The 16,715-nt window shown below is 52.6% G+C and carries 17 protein-coding genes; 7 read left to right on the top strand and 10 right to left on the bottom strand.

Annotated elements, in window-relative coordinates:
* Positions 1 to 27: 27 nt before the first annotated feature.
* Positions 28 to 1,038: a LacI family DNA-binding transcriptional regulator gene (locus Q0L26_RS02910; protein ID WP_296647125.1), complete on the top strand. Its 1,011-nt coding sequence runs from the start codon at positions 28 to 30 to the stop codon at positions 1,036 to 1,038.
* Here the strand turns inward: Q0L26_RS02910 and glpX are convergent.
* Complete coding sequence (gene glpX, locus Q0L26_RS02915; RefSeq protein WP_296647126.1) at positions 1,035 to 1,997, bottom strand: class II fructose-bisphosphatase; 963 nt, start codon at positions 1,995 to 1,997, stop codon at positions 1,035 to 1,037. The genes Q0L26_RS02910 and glpX overlap by 4 nt on opposite strands.
* A gap of 188 nt (positions 1,998 to 2,185) precedes the next feature.
* On the opposite strand from glpX, the gene iolG reads away from it, so the two are divergent.
* Positions 2,186 to 3,196, top strand: a complete 1,011-nt coding sequence (gene iolG / locus Q0L26_RS02920; protein ID WP_296647129.1) for an inositol 2-dehydrogenase — start codon at positions 2,186 to 2,188, stop codon at positions 3,194 to 3,196.
* 120 nt (positions 3,197 to 3,316) lie between these two features.
* Here iolG and Q0L26_RS02925 read toward each other — a convergent pair whose 3' ends face one another.
* From Q0L26_RS02925 to Q0L26_RS02935, 3 genes are all read right to left on the bottom strand, one after another.
* A complete protein-coding gene (locus tag Q0L26_RS02925; protein WP_296647131.1) occupies positions 3,317 to 4,213 on the bottom strand; it encodes a sugar phosphate isomerase/epimerase in 897 nt (298 codons plus the stop codon).
* Complete coding sequence (locus tag Q0L26_RS02930) at positions 4,213 to 5,442, bottom strand: Gfo/Idh/MocA family oxidoreductase (RefSeq protein ID WP_296647133.1); 1,230 nt, start codon at positions 5,440 to 5,442, stop codon at positions 4,213 to 4,215. Before Q0L26_RS02930 ends, Q0L26_RS02925 begins: the two co-directional genes overlap by 1 nt.
* 73 nt (positions 5,443 to 5,515) lie before the next feature.
* Positions 5,516 to 6,547, bottom strand: coding sequence for a LacI family DNA-binding transcriptional regulator (locus tag Q0L26_RS02935; protein WP_296647135.1), 1,032 nt, complete (start codon positions 6,545 to 6,547; stop codon positions 5,516 to 5,518).
* A 210-nt stretch (positions 6,548 to 6,757) separates the two neighbouring features.
* Here Q0L26_RS02935 and Q0L26_RS02940 point away from each other — a divergent pair, with 210 nt between their 5' ends.
* The 4 genes from Q0L26_RS02940 (at position 6,758) to Q0L26_RS02955 (ending at position 10,609) form a co-directional block, all read left to right on the top strand.
* Positions 6,758 to 7,723 carry a substrate-binding domain-containing protein gene (locus Q0L26_RS02940; RefSeq protein ID WP_296647137.1) on the top strand — a complete coding sequence of 322 codons (966 nt, stop codon included), beginning with the start codon at positions 6,758 to 6,760 and terminating at the stop codon, positions 7,721 to 7,723.
* A 111-nt stretch (positions 7,724 to 7,834) separates the two neighbouring features.
* Positions 7,835 to 8,872 carry an ABC transporter permease gene (locus Q0L26_RS02945; RefSeq protein ID WP_296647139.1) on the top strand — a complete coding sequence of 346 codons (1,038 nt, stop codon included), beginning with the start codon at positions 7,835 to 7,837 and terminating at the stop codon, positions 8,870 to 8,872.
* Positions 8,869 to 9,657: an ATP-binding cassette domain-containing protein gene (locus Q0L26_RS02950; RefSeq protein WP_296647141.1), complete on the top strand. Its 789-nt coding sequence runs from the start codon at positions 8,869 to 8,871 to the stop codon at positions 9,655 to 9,657. Before Q0L26_RS02945 ends, Q0L26_RS02950 begins: the two co-directional genes overlap by 4 nt.
* Before the next feature lie 73 nt (positions 9,658 to 9,730).
* On the top strand, positions 9,731 to 10,609 hold the full coding sequence (locus Q0L26_RS02955) for an EamA family transporter (protein ID WP_296647143.1): 879 nt from the start codon (positions 9,731 to 9,733) through the stop codon (positions 10,607 to 10,609).
* Between the two features lie 3 nt (positions 10,610 to 10,612).
* Here the strand turns inward: Q0L26_RS02955 and Q0L26_RS02960 are convergent, their stop codons facing one another.
* From Q0L26_RS02960 to Q0L26_RS02970, 3 genes are all read right to left on the bottom strand, one after another.
* On the bottom strand, positions 10,613 to 11,905 hold the full coding sequence (locus Q0L26_RS02960; RefSeq protein WP_296647146.1) for an adenylosuccinate synthase: 1,293 nt from the start codon (positions 11,903 to 11,905) through the stop codon (positions 10,613 to 10,615).
* Between the two features lie 76 nt (positions 11,906 to 11,981).
* Positions 11,982 to 12,698 carry a TrmH family RNA methyltransferase gene (locus Q0L26_RS02965; RefSeq protein WP_296647148.1) on the bottom strand — a complete coding sequence of 239 codons (717 nt, stop codon included), beginning with the start codon at positions 12,696 to 12,698 and terminating at the stop codon, positions 11,982 to 11,984.
* The gene (locus tag Q0L26_RS02970) at positions 12,685 to 13,647 is read right to left on the bottom strand and encodes a Na+/H+ antiporter NhaA (RefSeq protein WP_296647151.1); all 963 of its coding nucleotides are present in this window, start codon (positions 13,645 to 13,647) and stop codon (positions 12,685 to 12,687) included. Before Q0L26_RS02970 ends, Q0L26_RS02965 begins: the two co-directional genes overlap by 14 nt.
* Positions 13,648 to 13,706: 59 nt before the next feature.
* On the opposite strand from Q0L26_RS02970, the gene Q0L26_RS02975 reads away from it, so the two are divergent.
* Complete coding sequence (locus tag Q0L26_RS02975) at positions 13,707 to 14,477, top strand: HAD-IIA family hydrolase (RefSeq protein ID WP_296647153.1); 771 nt, start codon at positions 13,707 to 13,709, stop codon at positions 14,475 to 14,477.
* 41 nt (positions 14,478 to 14,518) lie between these two features.
* Here the strand turns inward: Q0L26_RS02975 and Q0L26_RS02980 are convergent, their stop codons facing one another.
* From Q0L26_RS02980 to pyrE, 3 genes are read right to left on the bottom strand one after another with little or no spacing between them, the layout of a single operon-like run.
* Positions 14,519 to 14,899, bottom strand: a complete 381-nt coding sequence (locus Q0L26_RS02980; RefSeq protein WP_296647156.1) for a hypothetical protein — start codon at positions 14,897 to 14,899, stop codon at positions 14,519 to 14,521.
* A gap of 2 nt (positions 14,900 to 14,901) precedes the next feature.
* Complete coding sequence (locus tag Q0L26_RS02985; protein ID WP_296647159.1) at positions 14,902 to 16,137, bottom strand: MFS transporter; 1,236 nt, start codon at positions 16,135 to 16,137, stop codon at positions 14,902 to 14,904.
* Positions 16,118 to 16,681, bottom strand: coding sequence for an orotate phosphoribosyltransferase (gene pyrE / locus Q0L26_RS02990; RefSeq protein WP_296647162.1), 564 nt, complete (start codon positions 16,679 to 16,681; stop codon positions 16,118 to 16,120). The genes Q0L26_RS02985 and pyrE overlap by 20 nt, the downstream gene beginning before the upstream one ends.
* Between the last annotated feature and the right edge of the window lie 34 nt (positions 16,682 to 16,715).

A 16,715-nucleotide genomic window follows, 5' to 3' on the forward strand; every position in this document is an offset into this window, starting at 1 on the left:
GGAGCGCTCCGCTAGATTGGAGAAATCATGTCTGAGACCAACAAAGCGCCTAAAAAGCCGACCATCTACGATGTCGCGGCTGTAGCTGGCGTTTCTAAATCTTTGGTCTCGCTGGTTATGCGCGACGACCCTTCGGTGTCTGAACCACGCCGTGATGCTGTGTTGGCAGCAATCAAAAAACTGAACTACCGACCTAGCCGCTATGCGCAGCAATTGGCCAGCCACAAAACTCGCTCGGTTGGCGTGCTCATCACCGACTATAAAAACCTGTCTTTCGTAAACGTGCTCAAAGGTCTGCGCGAAGTTCTCGACGACGCCGGCTATCAGGTGATTATTTCTGACATTCACCGAAGCCCCAATTTTTCTGAAGACCCGGTTGACGCATTTGTCTCGATGGAGGTTGAGGGCATCGTGTTCATTGCCGAACCCGCTGGCTTGCGCACCAAAAATCTAAACATTCCAACTGTGATGATCGGCGGTCGCGAGACTTTGATCGAGGGCTCAGACCTGGTCTCTTCTGACGACAGCGAAGGTACCCGCCTGGTTCTCGAGCACCTTTCTGGTTTGGGTCACCGCAACATTGCCCACCTAACCGGTGTTGGCGGCATCGCTGCAAACCGTCGCAACTCATATGTGAAGCAAATGAAATCACGCGGATTCAAACCCGTGGTTTTTGGCCACTCGCAGCCGACTACTGAAATTGGCGGCTACCTGGGCGCTAAAGAGCTGCTTGCCTCGGGCGAAAAGTTCACTGCAATTTACGCGGCAAACGACTACATGGCGGCCGGTGCGATCTCAGCCCTCAAAGAACAAAATCTTTCAGTGCCCAAGGATGTCTCGGTTGTCGGCTATGACAACGCACCTATTTCAAGCAATTTCATGCTCAAGCTCTCATCAGTTGATGACATGGGTATAGCTATTGGGCGAAATGCGGCAACTTTGATTCTTGAGCGCGCAAATGAGCCCAAAAAGGCCACGCCTAAAGTAGTGCTCTTGAAGCCAGACCTAGTGGTCAGAAAATCGACCAGAAAAATTTAGCGCCAGCGTGAAGCCAAGTAGTCGGCTTTCACGCGGCGAATGGTGCCTGATCGGGCTCGAAGAATGATGCTGTCGGTGGTTAGGTATTGACCGTTCTTTTGAACACCGTTAAGTAGCAAACCGTCGGTGACTCCGGTGGCAACAAAGTAGGTGTTGTCGCTCGCTACCAAGTCATCCATTTCAAATATTCTGGTGAGGTCGTGCCCGGCGGCAATTGCTTTTTGCATTTCGGGCGCAGACTGCGGGCTGATTCGACCCTGCATGAAACCGCCCAGTGCCTTAGTTGCGCAAGCGGTGATGGTTCCTTCTGGAGCACCACCGACACCAAGAAGCATGTCGATGTTTCCGTCTCCGGTAACGGCGTGAATTCCGGCAGCAACATCGCCGTCGAGGAACAAGCGGGTGCGGCCACCAGCGCGACGAACGGCTTCTTGAAGCGGCACGTGACGAGGTCGGTCGATCATGGCAACTGTGATGTCGCTCACATCTTTCTTCAGAGCTTTGGCAAGTTCACGAACGTTTTCTTCAACCGTCTGGTCAAGGCTTACCGCGCCTTTTCCGGCTGCGACGGTGACGAGCTTATCCATGTAAAAAACATCTTGAGGGTTATACATTGACCCGCGGTCGGCTACTGCGATAACTGAGATAGCGTGTGCGCGGCCGGCAGCGGTAACGGATGTTCCGTCAACCGGATCGACTGCAACATCGCACTCTGGGCCGTTCAGGTTTCCGACGACCTCGCCGTTGAAGAGCATTGGGGCTTCGTCTTTTTCGCCCTCGCCAATTACGACAGTGCCGGCGAAGTCTACGGTTGAAAGAAATTCACGCATGGCATCTACGGCTGCTTTATCAGCTGCGTTTTTGTCGCCACGGCCGATGAAAGCGCTGGCCTTAATCGCAGCTGCTTCGGTGGCTCGCACCAATTCCATTCCGAGGTTGCGGTCTGGTCTTGTGTTCATGGCGACTCCTTTGTCTAAGCCGATGCTTTTGTTAATACATTTTAGCAATTTCTTGGTTTGTCATTGAACTTATTGCGTAAAGTTGGAACGGTCCATTCTTTTTAGTGTAGATTTTTCTTTCAACGGCGAGAAGTCGCGCTATTAAAGTTTTTGACTCAAAGATTTAGAACAGAGACAAGGGAGTCCCTATGAGCAACAAAGTACGTATTGGTTTGATTGGCACCGGCCGCATCGGTCAGGTTCACGCAGCCACCGTGGCAGCTTCTGCAAACGCAGAACTCACCTGGGTTTGCGACGTTTTTGTTGAAGGTGCCGAAAAGACCGCTGCTCAGTATGGCGGCAAGGCAACCAACGACCCAGCTGCTGTTTTTGCCTCTGGCGAAGTTGACGCGGTAATCGTTGCCTCACCTACCTCAACCCACATTGACTTGATCAGCGCTGCGATCGATGCTGGTGTTCACGTGCTGTGCGAGAAGCCAATTGACCTAGACATCAACCGCGTCAACTCTTTGCGCGCCAAGGCAAAAGCCGCAAACATCAAGATTGCACTTGGCTTCAACCGACGCTTCGACCAGCAGTTCGCCGAGATTCAGAAGCGCGTTGCAGCTGGCGACATTGGCAATCTAGAGCAGGTCACCATCATCAGTCGCGACCCAGCCCCGGCTCCAAAGGCTTACCTAGAGGTTTCGGGCGGCATCTTCAGAGACATGACAATTCATGACTTCGACATGGCCCGTTTCTTTGTGCCAAACATCGTTGAAGTTTCGGCCGTAGGCGCAAACTCATTCAGCGACGAAATCCGTGAAATTGGCGACTTTGACAGCGTTGTTGTGACTCTCAAAGGCGAGGGCGGCGAGCTAATTACCATCATCAACTCACGTCACAGCGCATTTGGTTATGACCAGCGCCTTGAGGCATTTGGTAGCGATGGCGCCTTGTTCGCCGAGAACGTTGCGCCAACCACTGTGAAGCTCTACACCAACAAGGTTGTTGAAGCTCGAAACCCATACATGGAGTTCTTCTTGGAGCGCTATGCCTTCGCCTACAGCAACGAACTAGAGCAGTTCATCACGAGCATTGAATCTGGTGAAGTTCTAAACCCTACCTTCGAAGACGGTCGTGCGGCTCTGATCTTGGCTGATGCAGCTCAAGAATCAGCTACCACTGGCAAGTCGGTCAAGGTAGATCTAAACAAATAAAGCTTCTCTGTCACCTTTCGAAAAGCAAAAGTGCCGGTCTCAACTTCGAGGCCGGCACTTCTGTTTCAAGATGGGGATTTGGAGCTTGTAGGTCACTGGGGTTTGTGACCTTTTCTATTTCTACTCCTCTTCGAGCTCTTTCGCTACTGATCTGATGAAATCAACGCTTTGTTTTGCTTCAGCGAATGGACCTTGGCCTGCTTCGGGCTCTCCATTAATCACATTGTCTTGCTCAAGCACGAACCAGCCGTCGAAGCCAGATTGAATTAAGTTGCGCACGATTGAACGCACATCAACGTCACCGGTGCCCAGTGGCACATACATTCCTTCAAGGATTCCCTGGTAATAAGTGATCTCGCCTGACTGAACGCGGTTAGCGATTGCCAGGTTTACATCCTTGAGGTGTGAGTGTGCAACACGCTTTGCATACTTAGCTGCAAACTCAACAGGGTCGGTGCCACCAATAATCATGTGACCGGTGTCTAGGCAGAAGTCGATGTTAGAGCCTTCAAGCACAGCCATTACGTCTGCCTTGGTCTCAACCATGGTGCCAACGTGAGGGTGAAGCACTGCTTTTACACCCTGCGCGGCAGCAGCGACTTGAATGCGATTCAGGTTCGTGAAAAACACATTCCATCCGGCTTCATCAAGCTCTGGGCGCTTGGTGTCATAGCCGTCTAGACCGGTGTCAGCAGACAAAACCAACGTCTTGGCCCCAGCCGCAGCATAGCTTTCAAGTTCTTTCAAGATTATTGGCAGCGGGTCATAATCTGCCTGGTGCATCACAATCGGAAAGAAGCCTCCAACGGCTTCCATTCCGTGGGCGGCGAGAACTTCTGCTCGCTCGGCAGGCTCAACCGGGAGAAAACCGAGAGGACCAAATTCTGTTGCTCCCAAGCCAAGTTCGGCCATCTCTTGAAGCACACGCTCTGGGCTCATCTGGTGACCCCATCCTGGAACTTCACAAACACCCCAAGAGATAGGTGCGCCGGCGATTTTTACGGTTGCTGAGCTCATTAGTTTTTTCTTTCTGCGCGTATTGCTGCTGTTGAGTTTTTGCTTGGCGCGATGGGCACCCACTGCTTGGACTGCATAGACTCTTCGACCGCCGAGCACACTCGGGCAGCTGAAACTGCATCATGGATGTTTGAGTTCTTTGCCTCTTCACCCAAGTAGGCGAGCAAAAACTTCTTTGCTTCGATTACCTTGAGATCGTCATAGCCCATTCCGGTGCCGGCGCCTGGGTGAAAGTGGTCGAAGTCGCCGAACCCAGGGCCCACCATGATTCGCTGGTAGCCAAGGTGGTTTCCCTTGCGGCCAATGGCCACCTCAAGTTCATTCATGCGCTCGAAGTCCCATTTGACTGAACCCTCGGTGCCATAGATTTCAAAGTTGTAACTTGCACGAGGCCCAACTGAAACACGTGATGCTTCAAGCGTTCCGATTGCGCCCGCAGCCACTGCGTTGTCACTAAGGCGAATCAACATTCCCGCGTAGTCTTCGTTCTCAACTGGCTTACGTTCGCCGCCTTCTATAACGTCAAAGTGAGTTCCCTGGCCCATCTGCAAAACTGGCCGTTCGGTGTAGACAGTCTTGGTGAAACCTGAAACCTCGGCAATCGGGCCGACCATGTATTGAACTAGGTCAACCAGATGGCCCATTAGGTCTCCAAGCACTCCGCTGCCAGCTAAGCCACGGATGAATCGCCATGACAGCGCTCCGTTTGGCTCTGATGAATAGTCAGCAAAGAAGGTTCCACGAAGATTTGTGATTTGGCCGAGAGAACCATCGGCAACCAATTTCTTGATGTGTTCAACCGCCGGGGCGTGACGATAGTTGAATCCGATGGTGCTGACTACCCCGGCTTCGACTGCAGCTGACTCAACTGACTCGGTTTCTTCTGCCCCGCGCCCAACAGGCTTCTCAATCCAGAAGGCCTTGCCGGCTTTCGCTGCTGCGATTCCGATTTCGGCGTGTAAGAAGTTTGGTGCACAGATTGAAACTACGTCGACCTCCGGGTCGTTCAAGACATCCGTGTAATCAAGGGTTGAACGCTCATAACCAAGAACATCGCGAGCGTAGTCGGCACGTTCTTGGGAGGTGTCAGCAGCAATGATCAAGCGAGGCTTGATTCCCAATTCTGGGTAAACAATCGGTAGCGCCTGGTAAGCGCGAGAATGCACCTTGCCCATCCATCCGACGCTGATGAGGCCGACACCGACGGTCTTAGTTACTGGAATCGCCATTGAATCCTTCTTTCATAATGGAACGGTCCAATTTTTGTGGACAAAATTCCAGTTGTCAAATCAATCTGACGAATTATTTTGCAGATGCCGTCGTTGTCGAATCACGTACCGCCAGTCGCGGCAGTAGGAGAATCTCTTGGCCCTTGAATTCTTCAGCTAGGTCAAGGTCTGCCAAAAGCTCAGCCGCTTTGTGGGCGATTGCTTCTTTTTCTTGCTCTACAGAAGTCAGCGACACTTTGCTCAATGCGGCAATGTACACATTGTCATACCCGGTTAGAGCAACTTTTTTGCCGCCGGCTTCAAGGTTTTGATCAACGGCATCTTGGGCGCCTATGGCAATGATGTCGTTGAACGAGACAATTGCCGTTGGCTTTTCTTTGGTACTCAACAAGAGCTTTGCCGCCGAATAGCCGCCAGCTTCAGTGCGGTCACACTCTTCGACACGAATCGACTTTGCTAGGCCGGCATCAAGCATTGCGCGCTCATAGGCCGCCTCACGAAGAATCGACACCGCTTCGTCTCTTGGGCCGATGTAGGCAATGCGGTTGTGGCCCAAACTCTTCAGGTGCTTCACAACCAGGCGCATGCCCTCGTTGTCGTCACTTCGCACGGTGATCGCTTTAGGCAACTGGGTTGCAATACCCGTGGCCATAATCACAGGCACAGAAGCTGGCACATTTTTCAATGCCTTGTAGTCAGGCAGACCGCCCACGATCATGATGCTCTTTGGGCGAAGGTCTAACACCGAACTAACGGTTGACGGTTCAAGAGTCTTGCGACCATTGCGCTCACTAATTACGGCTGCCGCCATATATGTGTTGATTCCGCGTTCGAGCAAAGCCTTGCGAGTGAAGTCTGCGATCTCGGTGAACAGCGGGTTGTGCAAGTCGGCGACAATCAACGCGACAAAGTCACCAGACCCAGATGAAAGAGAGCGCGCCCAAAGGTTTGGGGTAAATCCAAGCTTCTTAGCCGCGGCCATGACTTTATCGCGGCGCTCTTGGCTAACACCGGTCTCGCTTGAGAACACTAGTGAAACCAACGACTTAGAGACGCCAGCTTCAGCTGCGACATCGCGAATAGTTGGTCGCTTGTTCAGTGCCACGGATTCCCCTAAAGAAGTTTGCTTTTTGTACTTGTCCAATTGGACTGTCTAAAAGGCTAGCACCGACGCAGCGATAGATTTCGGTTCGATAACGAAATCGTGGAACGGTCCAAATATTTCTATTTGTGTTGACATACTGTCAATTGACAGATTATGGGTGAATTTATCCGTGAGCTGATCTACATGAAACTCAACGACGAGAGGTAAGTAATGTCATTCAAGAAATATGCAGCACTTGCTGCTGTAGCCGCTCTAACCCTTGCGGGTTGTGCATCGGCTCCAGCCGCAGAACCAACCGCAGCAGGTTCAGACCTGAAGATCTGTGTTTACACACACGGTGATGGCGGTAGCTTCTGGTCAGTAGCTCAGAAGGGTGCCGAGGCAGCAGCAGCTGACCTAGGCGTAGAGCTTGACTACCAGGGTTCAACCAACGATGCAGCAAAGCAGGCAGCAACAATCGAAGCTGGAACCGCAGCTGGTTGCGACGGCATCGCAGCATCAGCACCAGACCCAGAGGCAATCAAGTCAGCAATGCTTACTGCACACGATGCTGGAATTCCAACCGTAACCATGAACTCAGGCTCTGCAGTATTCAAGGACCTAGGTGCATTCACTCACGTTGGCCAGGATGAAGTTGTTGCAGGTCGCGAAGCTGGTCTTCGTTTCAACGCTCTAGGTGTAAAGCACGTATTGTGCCCAATCCAAGAGGCAGCAAACGTTGGTCTTGAGGACCGTTGCAAGGGTCTAGCTGAAACCTTCACCGGTAAGGCTGAGAACTTCAACCTTGATGGTGGTCTTGCTGACCTAAGCGCTGCAGCTGCAAAGCTACAGGCTGCTTTGGCTGCTGACCCAACCATCGACGCTATCTTCGCTTTGAACGCAGACATCGCAGCTAAGGCTGCTCTTCCTGCAGCTCAGGCAGCTGGCGTTGAGTTGAAGATCGGTACCGTAGACATGTCACCTGAGGCGCTTGACGCAATCGAGGCTGGCACCATGTCATTCGCTATCGACCAGCAGCAGTACGCACAGGGCTACATGTCAGTAGTTCTTTTGTACCTAAACCTAACCAACGCTCACGAGCTTGGTGGTGGCCTTCCTATCTACACCGGTCCTGGTTTCGTAACCGCCGACAACGTAGCAGTAGTCAAGGAACTAGTAGCAGCAGGAACCCGCTAGTCTCTAGCCAGTTCTAACAGTGGCGGGTTAGGGTTTTTCCTAACCCGCCACTCTGCTTCTAACTAGAGGCACAAACATAAAGTCTTAGAAACAACACAAGTTAGGTATCAAATGACAAAGTCGTCAACTGTGGATGAGCGCGTTAAAAACGCAGGTCTCATCACCAAAGTTCTGCGCAGACCCGAATTCGGAGCATTCCTGGGTGCAGTCGCAATCTTCATTCTTTTTGCAACCACTGACACCACCGGAAACTTTGCTAACGCTGGCGGTATTGCTGGCTGGACCGACATCGCAGCACCAATCGGTATCGTCGGTATCGCCGTAGCACTTCTAATGATCGCCGGAGAGTTCGACCTTTCTACCGGTGTAATGGTGGGAACCACCGGTCTTCTAGTAGGCCTCTTGGTCACCGAGTGGCACCTTGACATCTGGTCAGCCATCGCGATTGCACTAGCCTTCGCAGCACTGGTGGGTTTCATCAACGGTTATGTAGTTGTGAAGACCAAGTTGCCTTCATTCATCGTGACCCTGGCTACCTTCTTTGTCTTGAAAGGTGCCAACATGGCTTACACCAAGTTGGTTTCTGGTTCGGTTCGTGTAACCGGAACCGACAAGGCTGCTGGTTTCGACACTGCTGAAGCAATTTTTGCTTCAAAGATTGGCGAGTCTGGCTTTCAGATTTCGCTGATTTGGTGGGTAGTAATCACCGTTGTAGCGACCTTCGTTCTAACCCGCACCCGCTTCGGCAACTGGATCTTCGCTGTTGGTGGGGACGCAAACGCGGCTCGCAACGCAGGTGTTCCAGTTGACCGCACCAAGATCATGCTCTTCGTAACCACTGCGGTTGCAGCTGCATTGGTTGGCGTCATGTTCGTTCTGCGCCTTCGCGGCATGCAGGCTGGTCAGGGTGTTGGCCAAGAGTTCTACTACATCATCGCCGCTGCAGTTGGTGGCACCTTGCTTACCGGTGGTGCAGGTTCTGCCATCGGTGCTTCAATCGGTGCACTCATCATGGGTATGGCCTACATCGGTATTCCGTTCTCTCGCTGGGACAGCGACTGGACATCTACCTTCCTAGGAATCATCCTTTTCACTGCAGTAATGATCAACACTTACATCGGCCGTAAGGCAAAGGGTGGCAAAAAATGACCAAAGAAGTAAACGCACTAGAACTAAAAAACGTTGAGAAGAGCTTCGGAAGCGTTCTTGCTCTTCAGGGCGTTACCCTCGAGGTTGCTAAGGGCTCAGTTACCTGTGTTCTTGGTGACAACGGTGCCGGTAAGTCAACCCTGATCAAGATTCTTAGCGGTGTTCACAAGCAGTCAAAGGGTGAATTCAACGTTGCCGGCAATGCTGCCGTCTTCGAGTCACCTCGTGATGCACTCGCAAACGGAATCGCAACCGTCTTCCAGGACTTGGCCACAATTCCTTTGATGTCGGTATGGCGAAACTTCTTCTTGGGCAACGAGATTCGCTCTGGCTTCGGCCCGTTCAAATTCTTGAACGTAAAGAAGATGAAAGAAATCACCAAAGAGCAGTTGCTCGCAATGGGTATCGACCTTCGCGATGTAAACCAGCCAATCGGAACCCTTTCGGGTGGTGAGCGTCAGTCAGTTGCTATCGCTCGCTCGGTTTACTTCGGTGCGAATGTTCTTATCTTGGATGAGCCAACTTCAGCGCTTGGTGTTCGCCAGTCTGGAATCGTTTTGAAGTACATCCTTGCTGCTAAGGACCGCGGTGTTTCAGTTGTGTTTATTACTCACAACCCTCACCACGCTTTCTTGGTTGGAGACCGTTTCTATCTTCTAAACCGTGGCCGCATGTTGAACCGCTTTGAGCGCGACAATGTGCAGCTTGAAGAGTTGACCAAGGCCATGGCTGGTGGTGCAGAGCTTGAGGCTCTAACCCACGAAATCAGCGTGGTTCGCGGCTAATCTAGCGGCAATCCCCCATGAAAGCCCCCGCCAGTTTGGTGGGGGCTTTCATTTGTAATGACATACTTCTATAGTGACCAAACTTCGCGCCTACACCTATTCACTGATTGCCATTTTTGGCTTCGGTGGAACTTTCATCGCAGTTACTCTGGGCGCTGAAAGCTTTGACCCAATCACTATGAGCATGGGTCGCGTGATTCCGGCAAGCATCCTGGCAATTATTGGTCTCAAACTTATGAAACAACCCCTGCTGCCACCCAAGGATGCCTACCCTCTGATTCTTGGCTCTTCGCTAGGCGTGGTGATTGGGTTTCCTTTGCTTTCAACGCTGGCGCTACAAACCGTGCCAGCTGCCGACGCCGGCGTGATCGGCTCAGTGACTCCATTGGTCACCGGAACCATCGCGGTAATCATCGGCCACAAGAAGCCAAAACGAATGTTTTGGTTGGCTGCAGCACTCGGAACTATGGCCGCAATGGCACTTGCTTATTTCAGAGGCGGCTCAAGTTTTGGTGGCGGCGAATTCTGGGGCTATATGCTCTTGGGCGCTGCCGCTCTCGCAGCATCTATAGGCCACATCTCGGGTTCAGCCCTGGTGGCAAAATACAGTGCCTTTAGCGTGCTTAGCTGGGCGGTGTTGATTTCAATTCCGGTGCAATTGCCGATCGCATTGGTTAACTGGTCAATTAATCCGATTACTGAAGCACCAACCGCGAGCGCATGGTTTGGCTACCTTTATGCGAGCTTGTTCTCGATCTTGATTGGCAACTTCTTGCTCAACCAAGGCCTGCACACAATTGGTCTGGTCAAAGCATCACAGTTGCAGTTGATTCAACCGGTGGTCACCATGGTGCTGTCGATTTTGGTCTTGCACCACGCGGTCTCGCCAATTACTTGGATAGCCGCAGCCGTGATTCTTACATCCGTGGCTTGGAGCCAACGCTATAAGTAGCGGCTACTTGCCAGCCAACATGTCGTGACGAACCACGATTGCGTCGCGGCCTGGGCCAACGCCGATAGCCGAGATGCGGGCACCGCTGATGCGCTCAAGCATTAGAACGTAGTCTTGAGCGTTCTTAGGTAGGTCTTCGAAAGTACGGCAACCAGTGATGTCTTCATCCCAGCCAGGGTAGGTCTCATAAACCGGCTTAGCGTGGTGAAAATCAGTCTGCGAAACTGGCATCTCGTCGAAGCGCTTGCCATCAACCTCGTAAGCCACACAAACCGGAATCTCTTTTAGGCCGGTAAGCACGTCTAGCTTGGTCAAAACAAAGTCGGTAACACCATTGATGCGCGCTGAGTAGCGAGCGATCGGTGCGTCATACCAACCGCAGCGACGTGGGCGACCGGTGGTGGTTCCGAACTCAAAACCCGTTGCGCGCAAGAACTCGCCTGATGCGTCGAATAGCTCGGTTGGGAACGGGCCAGCACCAACGCGGGTGGTGTAAGCCTTGACGATTCCGATAACGGTCTTGAACTCGCCTGGGCCAATGCCAGAACCGGTTGAAGCGCCACCGGCGGTTGAGTTTGAAGAAGTTACAAACGGGTAGGTTCCGTGGTCAACGTCAAGCATGGTTGCCTGGCCACCCTCGAACAGAACAGTCTTGCCGCCGTCGATGGCTTCATAAAGCTCAAGCGCGGTGTCGGCCACCATTGGGCGAATGCGCTCGGCGTATGAAAGCAGCTCGGCAACGACCTCGTCAACCTTGATGGCAGCGCGGTTATAAACCTTTGTCAGCAAGTTGTTCTTAGCAACCAAAGCAGCCTCAACCTTTTGGCGAAGAATGCTCTCGTCGAATAGGTCTTGAATGCGAATGCCAACGCGGTTGATCTTGTCGGCGTAGGTAGGGCCGATGCCGCGACCGGTGGTGCCGATTGCGCGCTTGCCCAAGAAGCGCTCTGAAACCTTGTCAACGGTGACGTTGTATGAAGTGATTACGTGTGCGTTTGCAGAAACGCGAAGGCGTGAGGTGTCGATGCCGCGGGCATTCAATGCCTCGATCTCGTGGAACAAAACCTCAAGGTCAATGACCACACCATTTGAAATAACTGGGATGACACCTGGGGTCAGAATGCCTGAAGGAAGAAGGTGAAGTGCATACTTCTCGTTGCCGATGACCACGGTGTGACCAGCGTTGTTTCCGCCATTGAACTTGACGACGTAGTCGATGTGCTCTGCAAGAAGGTCGGTAGCTTTACCCTTGCCTTCGTCGCCCCACTGCGCACCAATAATCACTACTGCAGGCATGACATACCCCTAAGTTTGAATCTGGAGTCGTACGCGATGGCGTACATCTAAGTTTATCGAGAGAATGGCCCTCAGACTAGCGGCGCTTGAAAACGTGCTCTTCAACCCAGCAGTGCATTGTGATGGCAGCAGCAGCCGAAGCGTTGATAGATCGGGTTGAACCAAACTGGGTAATCTCAAGAACAACCTCGGCAGCCTCGATAGCAGCCTCGCTCAAACCCGGGCCCTCTTGACCAAACAGCAGAACGCACTCTTCAGGCAGCGAATACTCTTCGATCTTTTTGCAACCCGGCACATTGTCGATCGCGATGATCGGAATCGCGGCGCCATCGGTGCCACCGGTCTTGGCCCATTCAACAAACTCTTCAACGGTTGGGTGATGACTTACGTGTTGGTAGCGGTCGGTCACCATCGCGCCGCGGCGATTCCATCGACGATTGCCGATGATGTGAACCTCGGATGCCAAAAACGCGTTAGCCGTGCGAACGATTGAACCGATGTTTAGATCGTGCTGCCAGTTTTCGATGGCTACGTGATATTTATTGCGTCGGGTATCGAGCTCAGCAACAATCGCCTCCATCTTCCAGTAGCGAAACTTGTCGAGAACGTTTCGGGTGTCACCGTTTAGCAGCAACTCTGGGTCAAGAATTGAATCTGGGTTTGGCTCATCTGGGGTGCCAGCGTCGGCTGGCCACTCGCCCTCCCAAGGCCCAACGCCCCAAGTGGTTTGTTCTGGTGATGCTTCGCCAGGGCTGCCGGCTGGTGCACCCTGATTTGGCTCAGTGTTTTGCATGGGCGCGCTTTCTAAAAGTTAGGGCGAGGGTAGCCAGAAGCGCAGCCACGGTTGAGCCAATAAACACGCTTAGGTTTGCCGTTGAGTGTTCAACAATCGATTCGCCAAAAGACAGCTCGCTCATCAAAAGTGCAACGGTGAAACACATTCCAAAGAGAAGTCCGGTCGGCAACAGGTCAGCCCATTTGATCTGCTCTGGCAGTTTTCCGAGACCGGTTTTAGTGACCAAGAAAGTTGTGCCCAGAACGCCAAGCGGCTTTCCGACAATCATTGCCACCAAGATGCCGATGGTGATTGCTGAGGTTGAGAAATCATCAAAGTTGATGTTGGCCAGATTCACGCCGGCTGAGAACAACGCAAAAATCGGCAATGCAATAAATGCCACGGATGGCTGAAGCTTTGGCAAAATCTTCTCGCCCTTGGGCATGAAGATTCCGAGTACTACTCCAGCAAGTGAGACCAGCGAAAGCATGTGGAACGAAGAAGCGAAAAATAGCGCGATCATCAAAATCGTCAAAGAGTCATCGACAACTGCAACGGTCAGCACAAAAGTGCGAATAGCTTTTGGCAAGAAGCTTCCGGCAATTGCAAAGACCGCCAGCGCGAATGCGACATCCGTGCTCATTGGAACACCCCAGCCAGCAGAGGTCGGCAGCCCAGCGTTGAAAGCTGAGTAGATCAAAACCGGAACGGTCATGCCGCCGATGGCAGCAAAAATCGGAACAATGGCACTTCGTGCGCTGCGTAGCGAGCCGTGTTGAATTTCGTGACGAAGCTCGATGCCGATGCTAAAGAAGAATGCAAAAATGGCGATGCCCTTGATCCATTCGAGGTGAATCATGGCTTCGTAGGCTGAAGCCAATGGCGAGTTTGCCCAGATCAGGGCGACCACAGCGGCGCTGATGAGCGCAATGCCACCCAAAGTCTCTTTGTTAATTCTTTTTTGCACAGATTAACCCTAAGCGAACACCACCGAGCCTTGGTTTGCCCCTCTGTTAGCCTTGACCCATGGCAGATCGCAGCAAAATCACTTCTTGGCTCACCGACATGGATGGCGTGCTTGTGCACGAAGGCCATGTGCTACCCGGAGCCGCTGAGCTCATCGCTAAGTGGCAGGCCGAAGAGACCCCGTTCTTGGTGTTGACTAACAACTCGATTTATACCCCGCGAGACCTTGCAGCTCGATTGCAAGCCGGTGGCCTCAATGTTCCTGAAGACCGCATCTGGACTTCGGCTCTCGCCACCGCAGCTTTTCTAGACAAGCAGAAGCCAAACGGCAGCGCATATGTAATCGGCGAGACCGGCATGACCCAGGCGCTTCACGACATTGGTTATGTGCAGACCGACCAGAACCCCGACTATGTAGTTCTTGGCGAGACCCGAAACTTCAACTTTGAAATGTTGGCCAAGGCTGTTCGTCTTATCAATGGCGGCGCTCGTTTTATTGCTACCAACCCAGATGCAACCGGCCCCTCAGCCGACGGCCCGCTGCCGGCAACCGGTTCGGTGGCCGCCCTGCTAACCAAGGCAACCGGCATGGAGCCTTATATCGTTGGCAAGCCAAACCCAATGATGTTCCGCAGTGCAATGAGAAAGATTGGCGCACACTCAGAGTCAACCGGCATGATCGGTGACCGCATGGACACTGATGTGGTTGCAGGAATCGAAGCCGGCTTGCACACAGTTTTGGTTTTGACCGGAATCGCAGACGACGCTGAAATCGCTAAGTACCCGTTCCGCCCGACTGAGATTCTCAGTTCGGTAGCCGACCTGATCTAAGCCAAGCCAGCGGGGTGGCCGGGTTTATTCTTGGCGGCCGACTAGTTCTTTTTGGCGCGACGCTCGCGCATGAACGCAACTGAATCCCAGACCAATTCGGTGCTGAGCTTCAGCCAGCGGTGCAGGTCATCCGAGTTAATTTCATCAACGCTCGCGTAGCGCTTTTCGGCAGAAAAGAAATTACCAACTTTTGAGAGTTGTTCCTCGCCAAAATTTATGCCGTTCCAGAACAGCAAATACATGCCAACTTTTTTGGTTGAATAACCAACCACCGGGTTCTCGCCGATGAACCAAACCGGTGCACCGTGCCAAAGCTTGCTAGTTGCCTGCGGCAGTTTGGCATCGATCTCTGCTCGAAGTAGCTCGGCTATCGCAGCTTGATCGCCGGTTAGTGCCGAGTTGTATTCATCGATGGTTGTCATGATTAGTCCTGGTAGTCGGCGGTATTAATTTGCTTCATATATTTTGAAGAAGTGACCAATATTCCCGCCGTGAGCACCATTGCGGCAAGCACTTTATAAACCACCGGAACACCGTAGGTGTCGACCGCGATTCCCGCAAAGACCATCGAAAGCATTGGTCCACCAGACCAAATGACCATCTCGAGGCTGAACACTCGACCGCGCTTTGAAGGCGCAACCTTGCGCTGAATCACGGTGTTCATCAGCGGAGGCATTGGGCCCCAGGCCGCACCGAGCAGCAAACCGCAAACCATCATTGCCCAATAAGGCGGCAAGAACGACATCGGCACCATTGATAGCGCAACGCCAAGAATCGCGAATCTAAAGATCGAGCTGTAGCTAAATTTGCGAGCCAGACGCTCGAACGAGAGTGACCCAACAACGGTCATGGCAGCCATAGCCGAAAGCAAGGTTCCGAGCTGCTGCGGTTCACCAAGTTCATTGAAGTAGGTTGGCAAAACTACCATCTCAGTTGGCAGATAAATCATGGCCAAGGTCATTACGCCGGCAAGCAAAATTGCCACGGATGGCGTCTTGAACACAACCGTAAAACCTTCGACTGCAAATTTGAAAAGACTCTTTTCGTCTTCGTGGTCTTCTTTGTGCTCGTGAGCCTTGATCGGAATCATGAACAAGCCTGAGATGAAGCCGATGGCCGCAATCAGGTAGAAGGTGTTGTAGACGCCAGTCCAACCAATGAATAGCGCAGCCAGTGCCGGGCCAATTGCAAAACCAGATGCAAAAACGGCTTCTTGAATTGAGTTTGCGCGCTCAAGCGAGAGCCCTGCTACTCGAGCAACATCGGGCACGAATGACTTTCGTGCGGTGCCGGCTCCAGAGGCAACCGTTGACCTAATGGTGCCGATGATGATTAGCAGCGCAAGGGTCATAACCCAAAGGCTGTTAGCCAGTGGAATCAAGAGCACACTGGCGGCGGCCAAAAACTCAATGATGATGCTGGTCTTGCGACGACCGAACTTGTCGATGATCGACCCGATTACCGGTGCTAGCAACAAGCCTGGAATCGAAGTGATTGCGATCATCATGCCGGCGCTTGCGGCTGAACCGGTCATTTGAATAGCCAACCAAGGGAAGGCCATGAAAATCATCGAGCCCGAAACCACACTCAGCATCGAAGAGATCTGAGTGAGAACGAAAGGAGTTTTGGTGCGCTTCTCTTTAGCGGAGTTCGAGGTCATCGAGGCTCACAGCCGACAGGTATTTGTAGCCTGCGTCACCGATAACTTTGTCGGCACCGGTGTCACGGTCAACCACGGTTGCAACGGCAACAATGATTGCGCCGGCTTCTTCAAGTGCCTTAGCAGCGGTTAGTGGTGAACCTCCGGTTGTTGAAGTGTCTTCGACCACAATCACGCGTTTGCCTTCAACCGATGGGCCTTCAACCTGACGACCCATTCCATGAGCTTTGGCAGCCTTGCGAACTACAAAAGCGTCAACGGCACGACCACGTGCTGCAGCCTGGTGCATGATTGCGGTGGCCACTGGGTCGGCACCCATGGTTAGACCGCCAACTGCGTCAAAATCTGTGATGCCGGCAGCATCGAGCATGTCTAGAACTACCTGACCAATCAGTGGGGCAGCCTCGTGGTGAAGGGTTGCGCGACGAAGGTCAACATAGTAGTCAGCCTCAATTCCGCTAGACAAAGTCACCTTGCCGTGAACAACAGCAAGTTCTTTGATTAGTTCTACAAGACGCGGCTTTGATGGTGAAGTGAAGGTCATGCTTCTAGTTTACGAGAGCGCGGCGGTGGCTTCA

The organism is Rhodoluna sp. (genome assembly GCF_024641065.1).
GTDB lineage: Bacteria > Actinomycetota > Actinomycetes > Actinomycetales > Microbacteriaceae > Rhodoluna.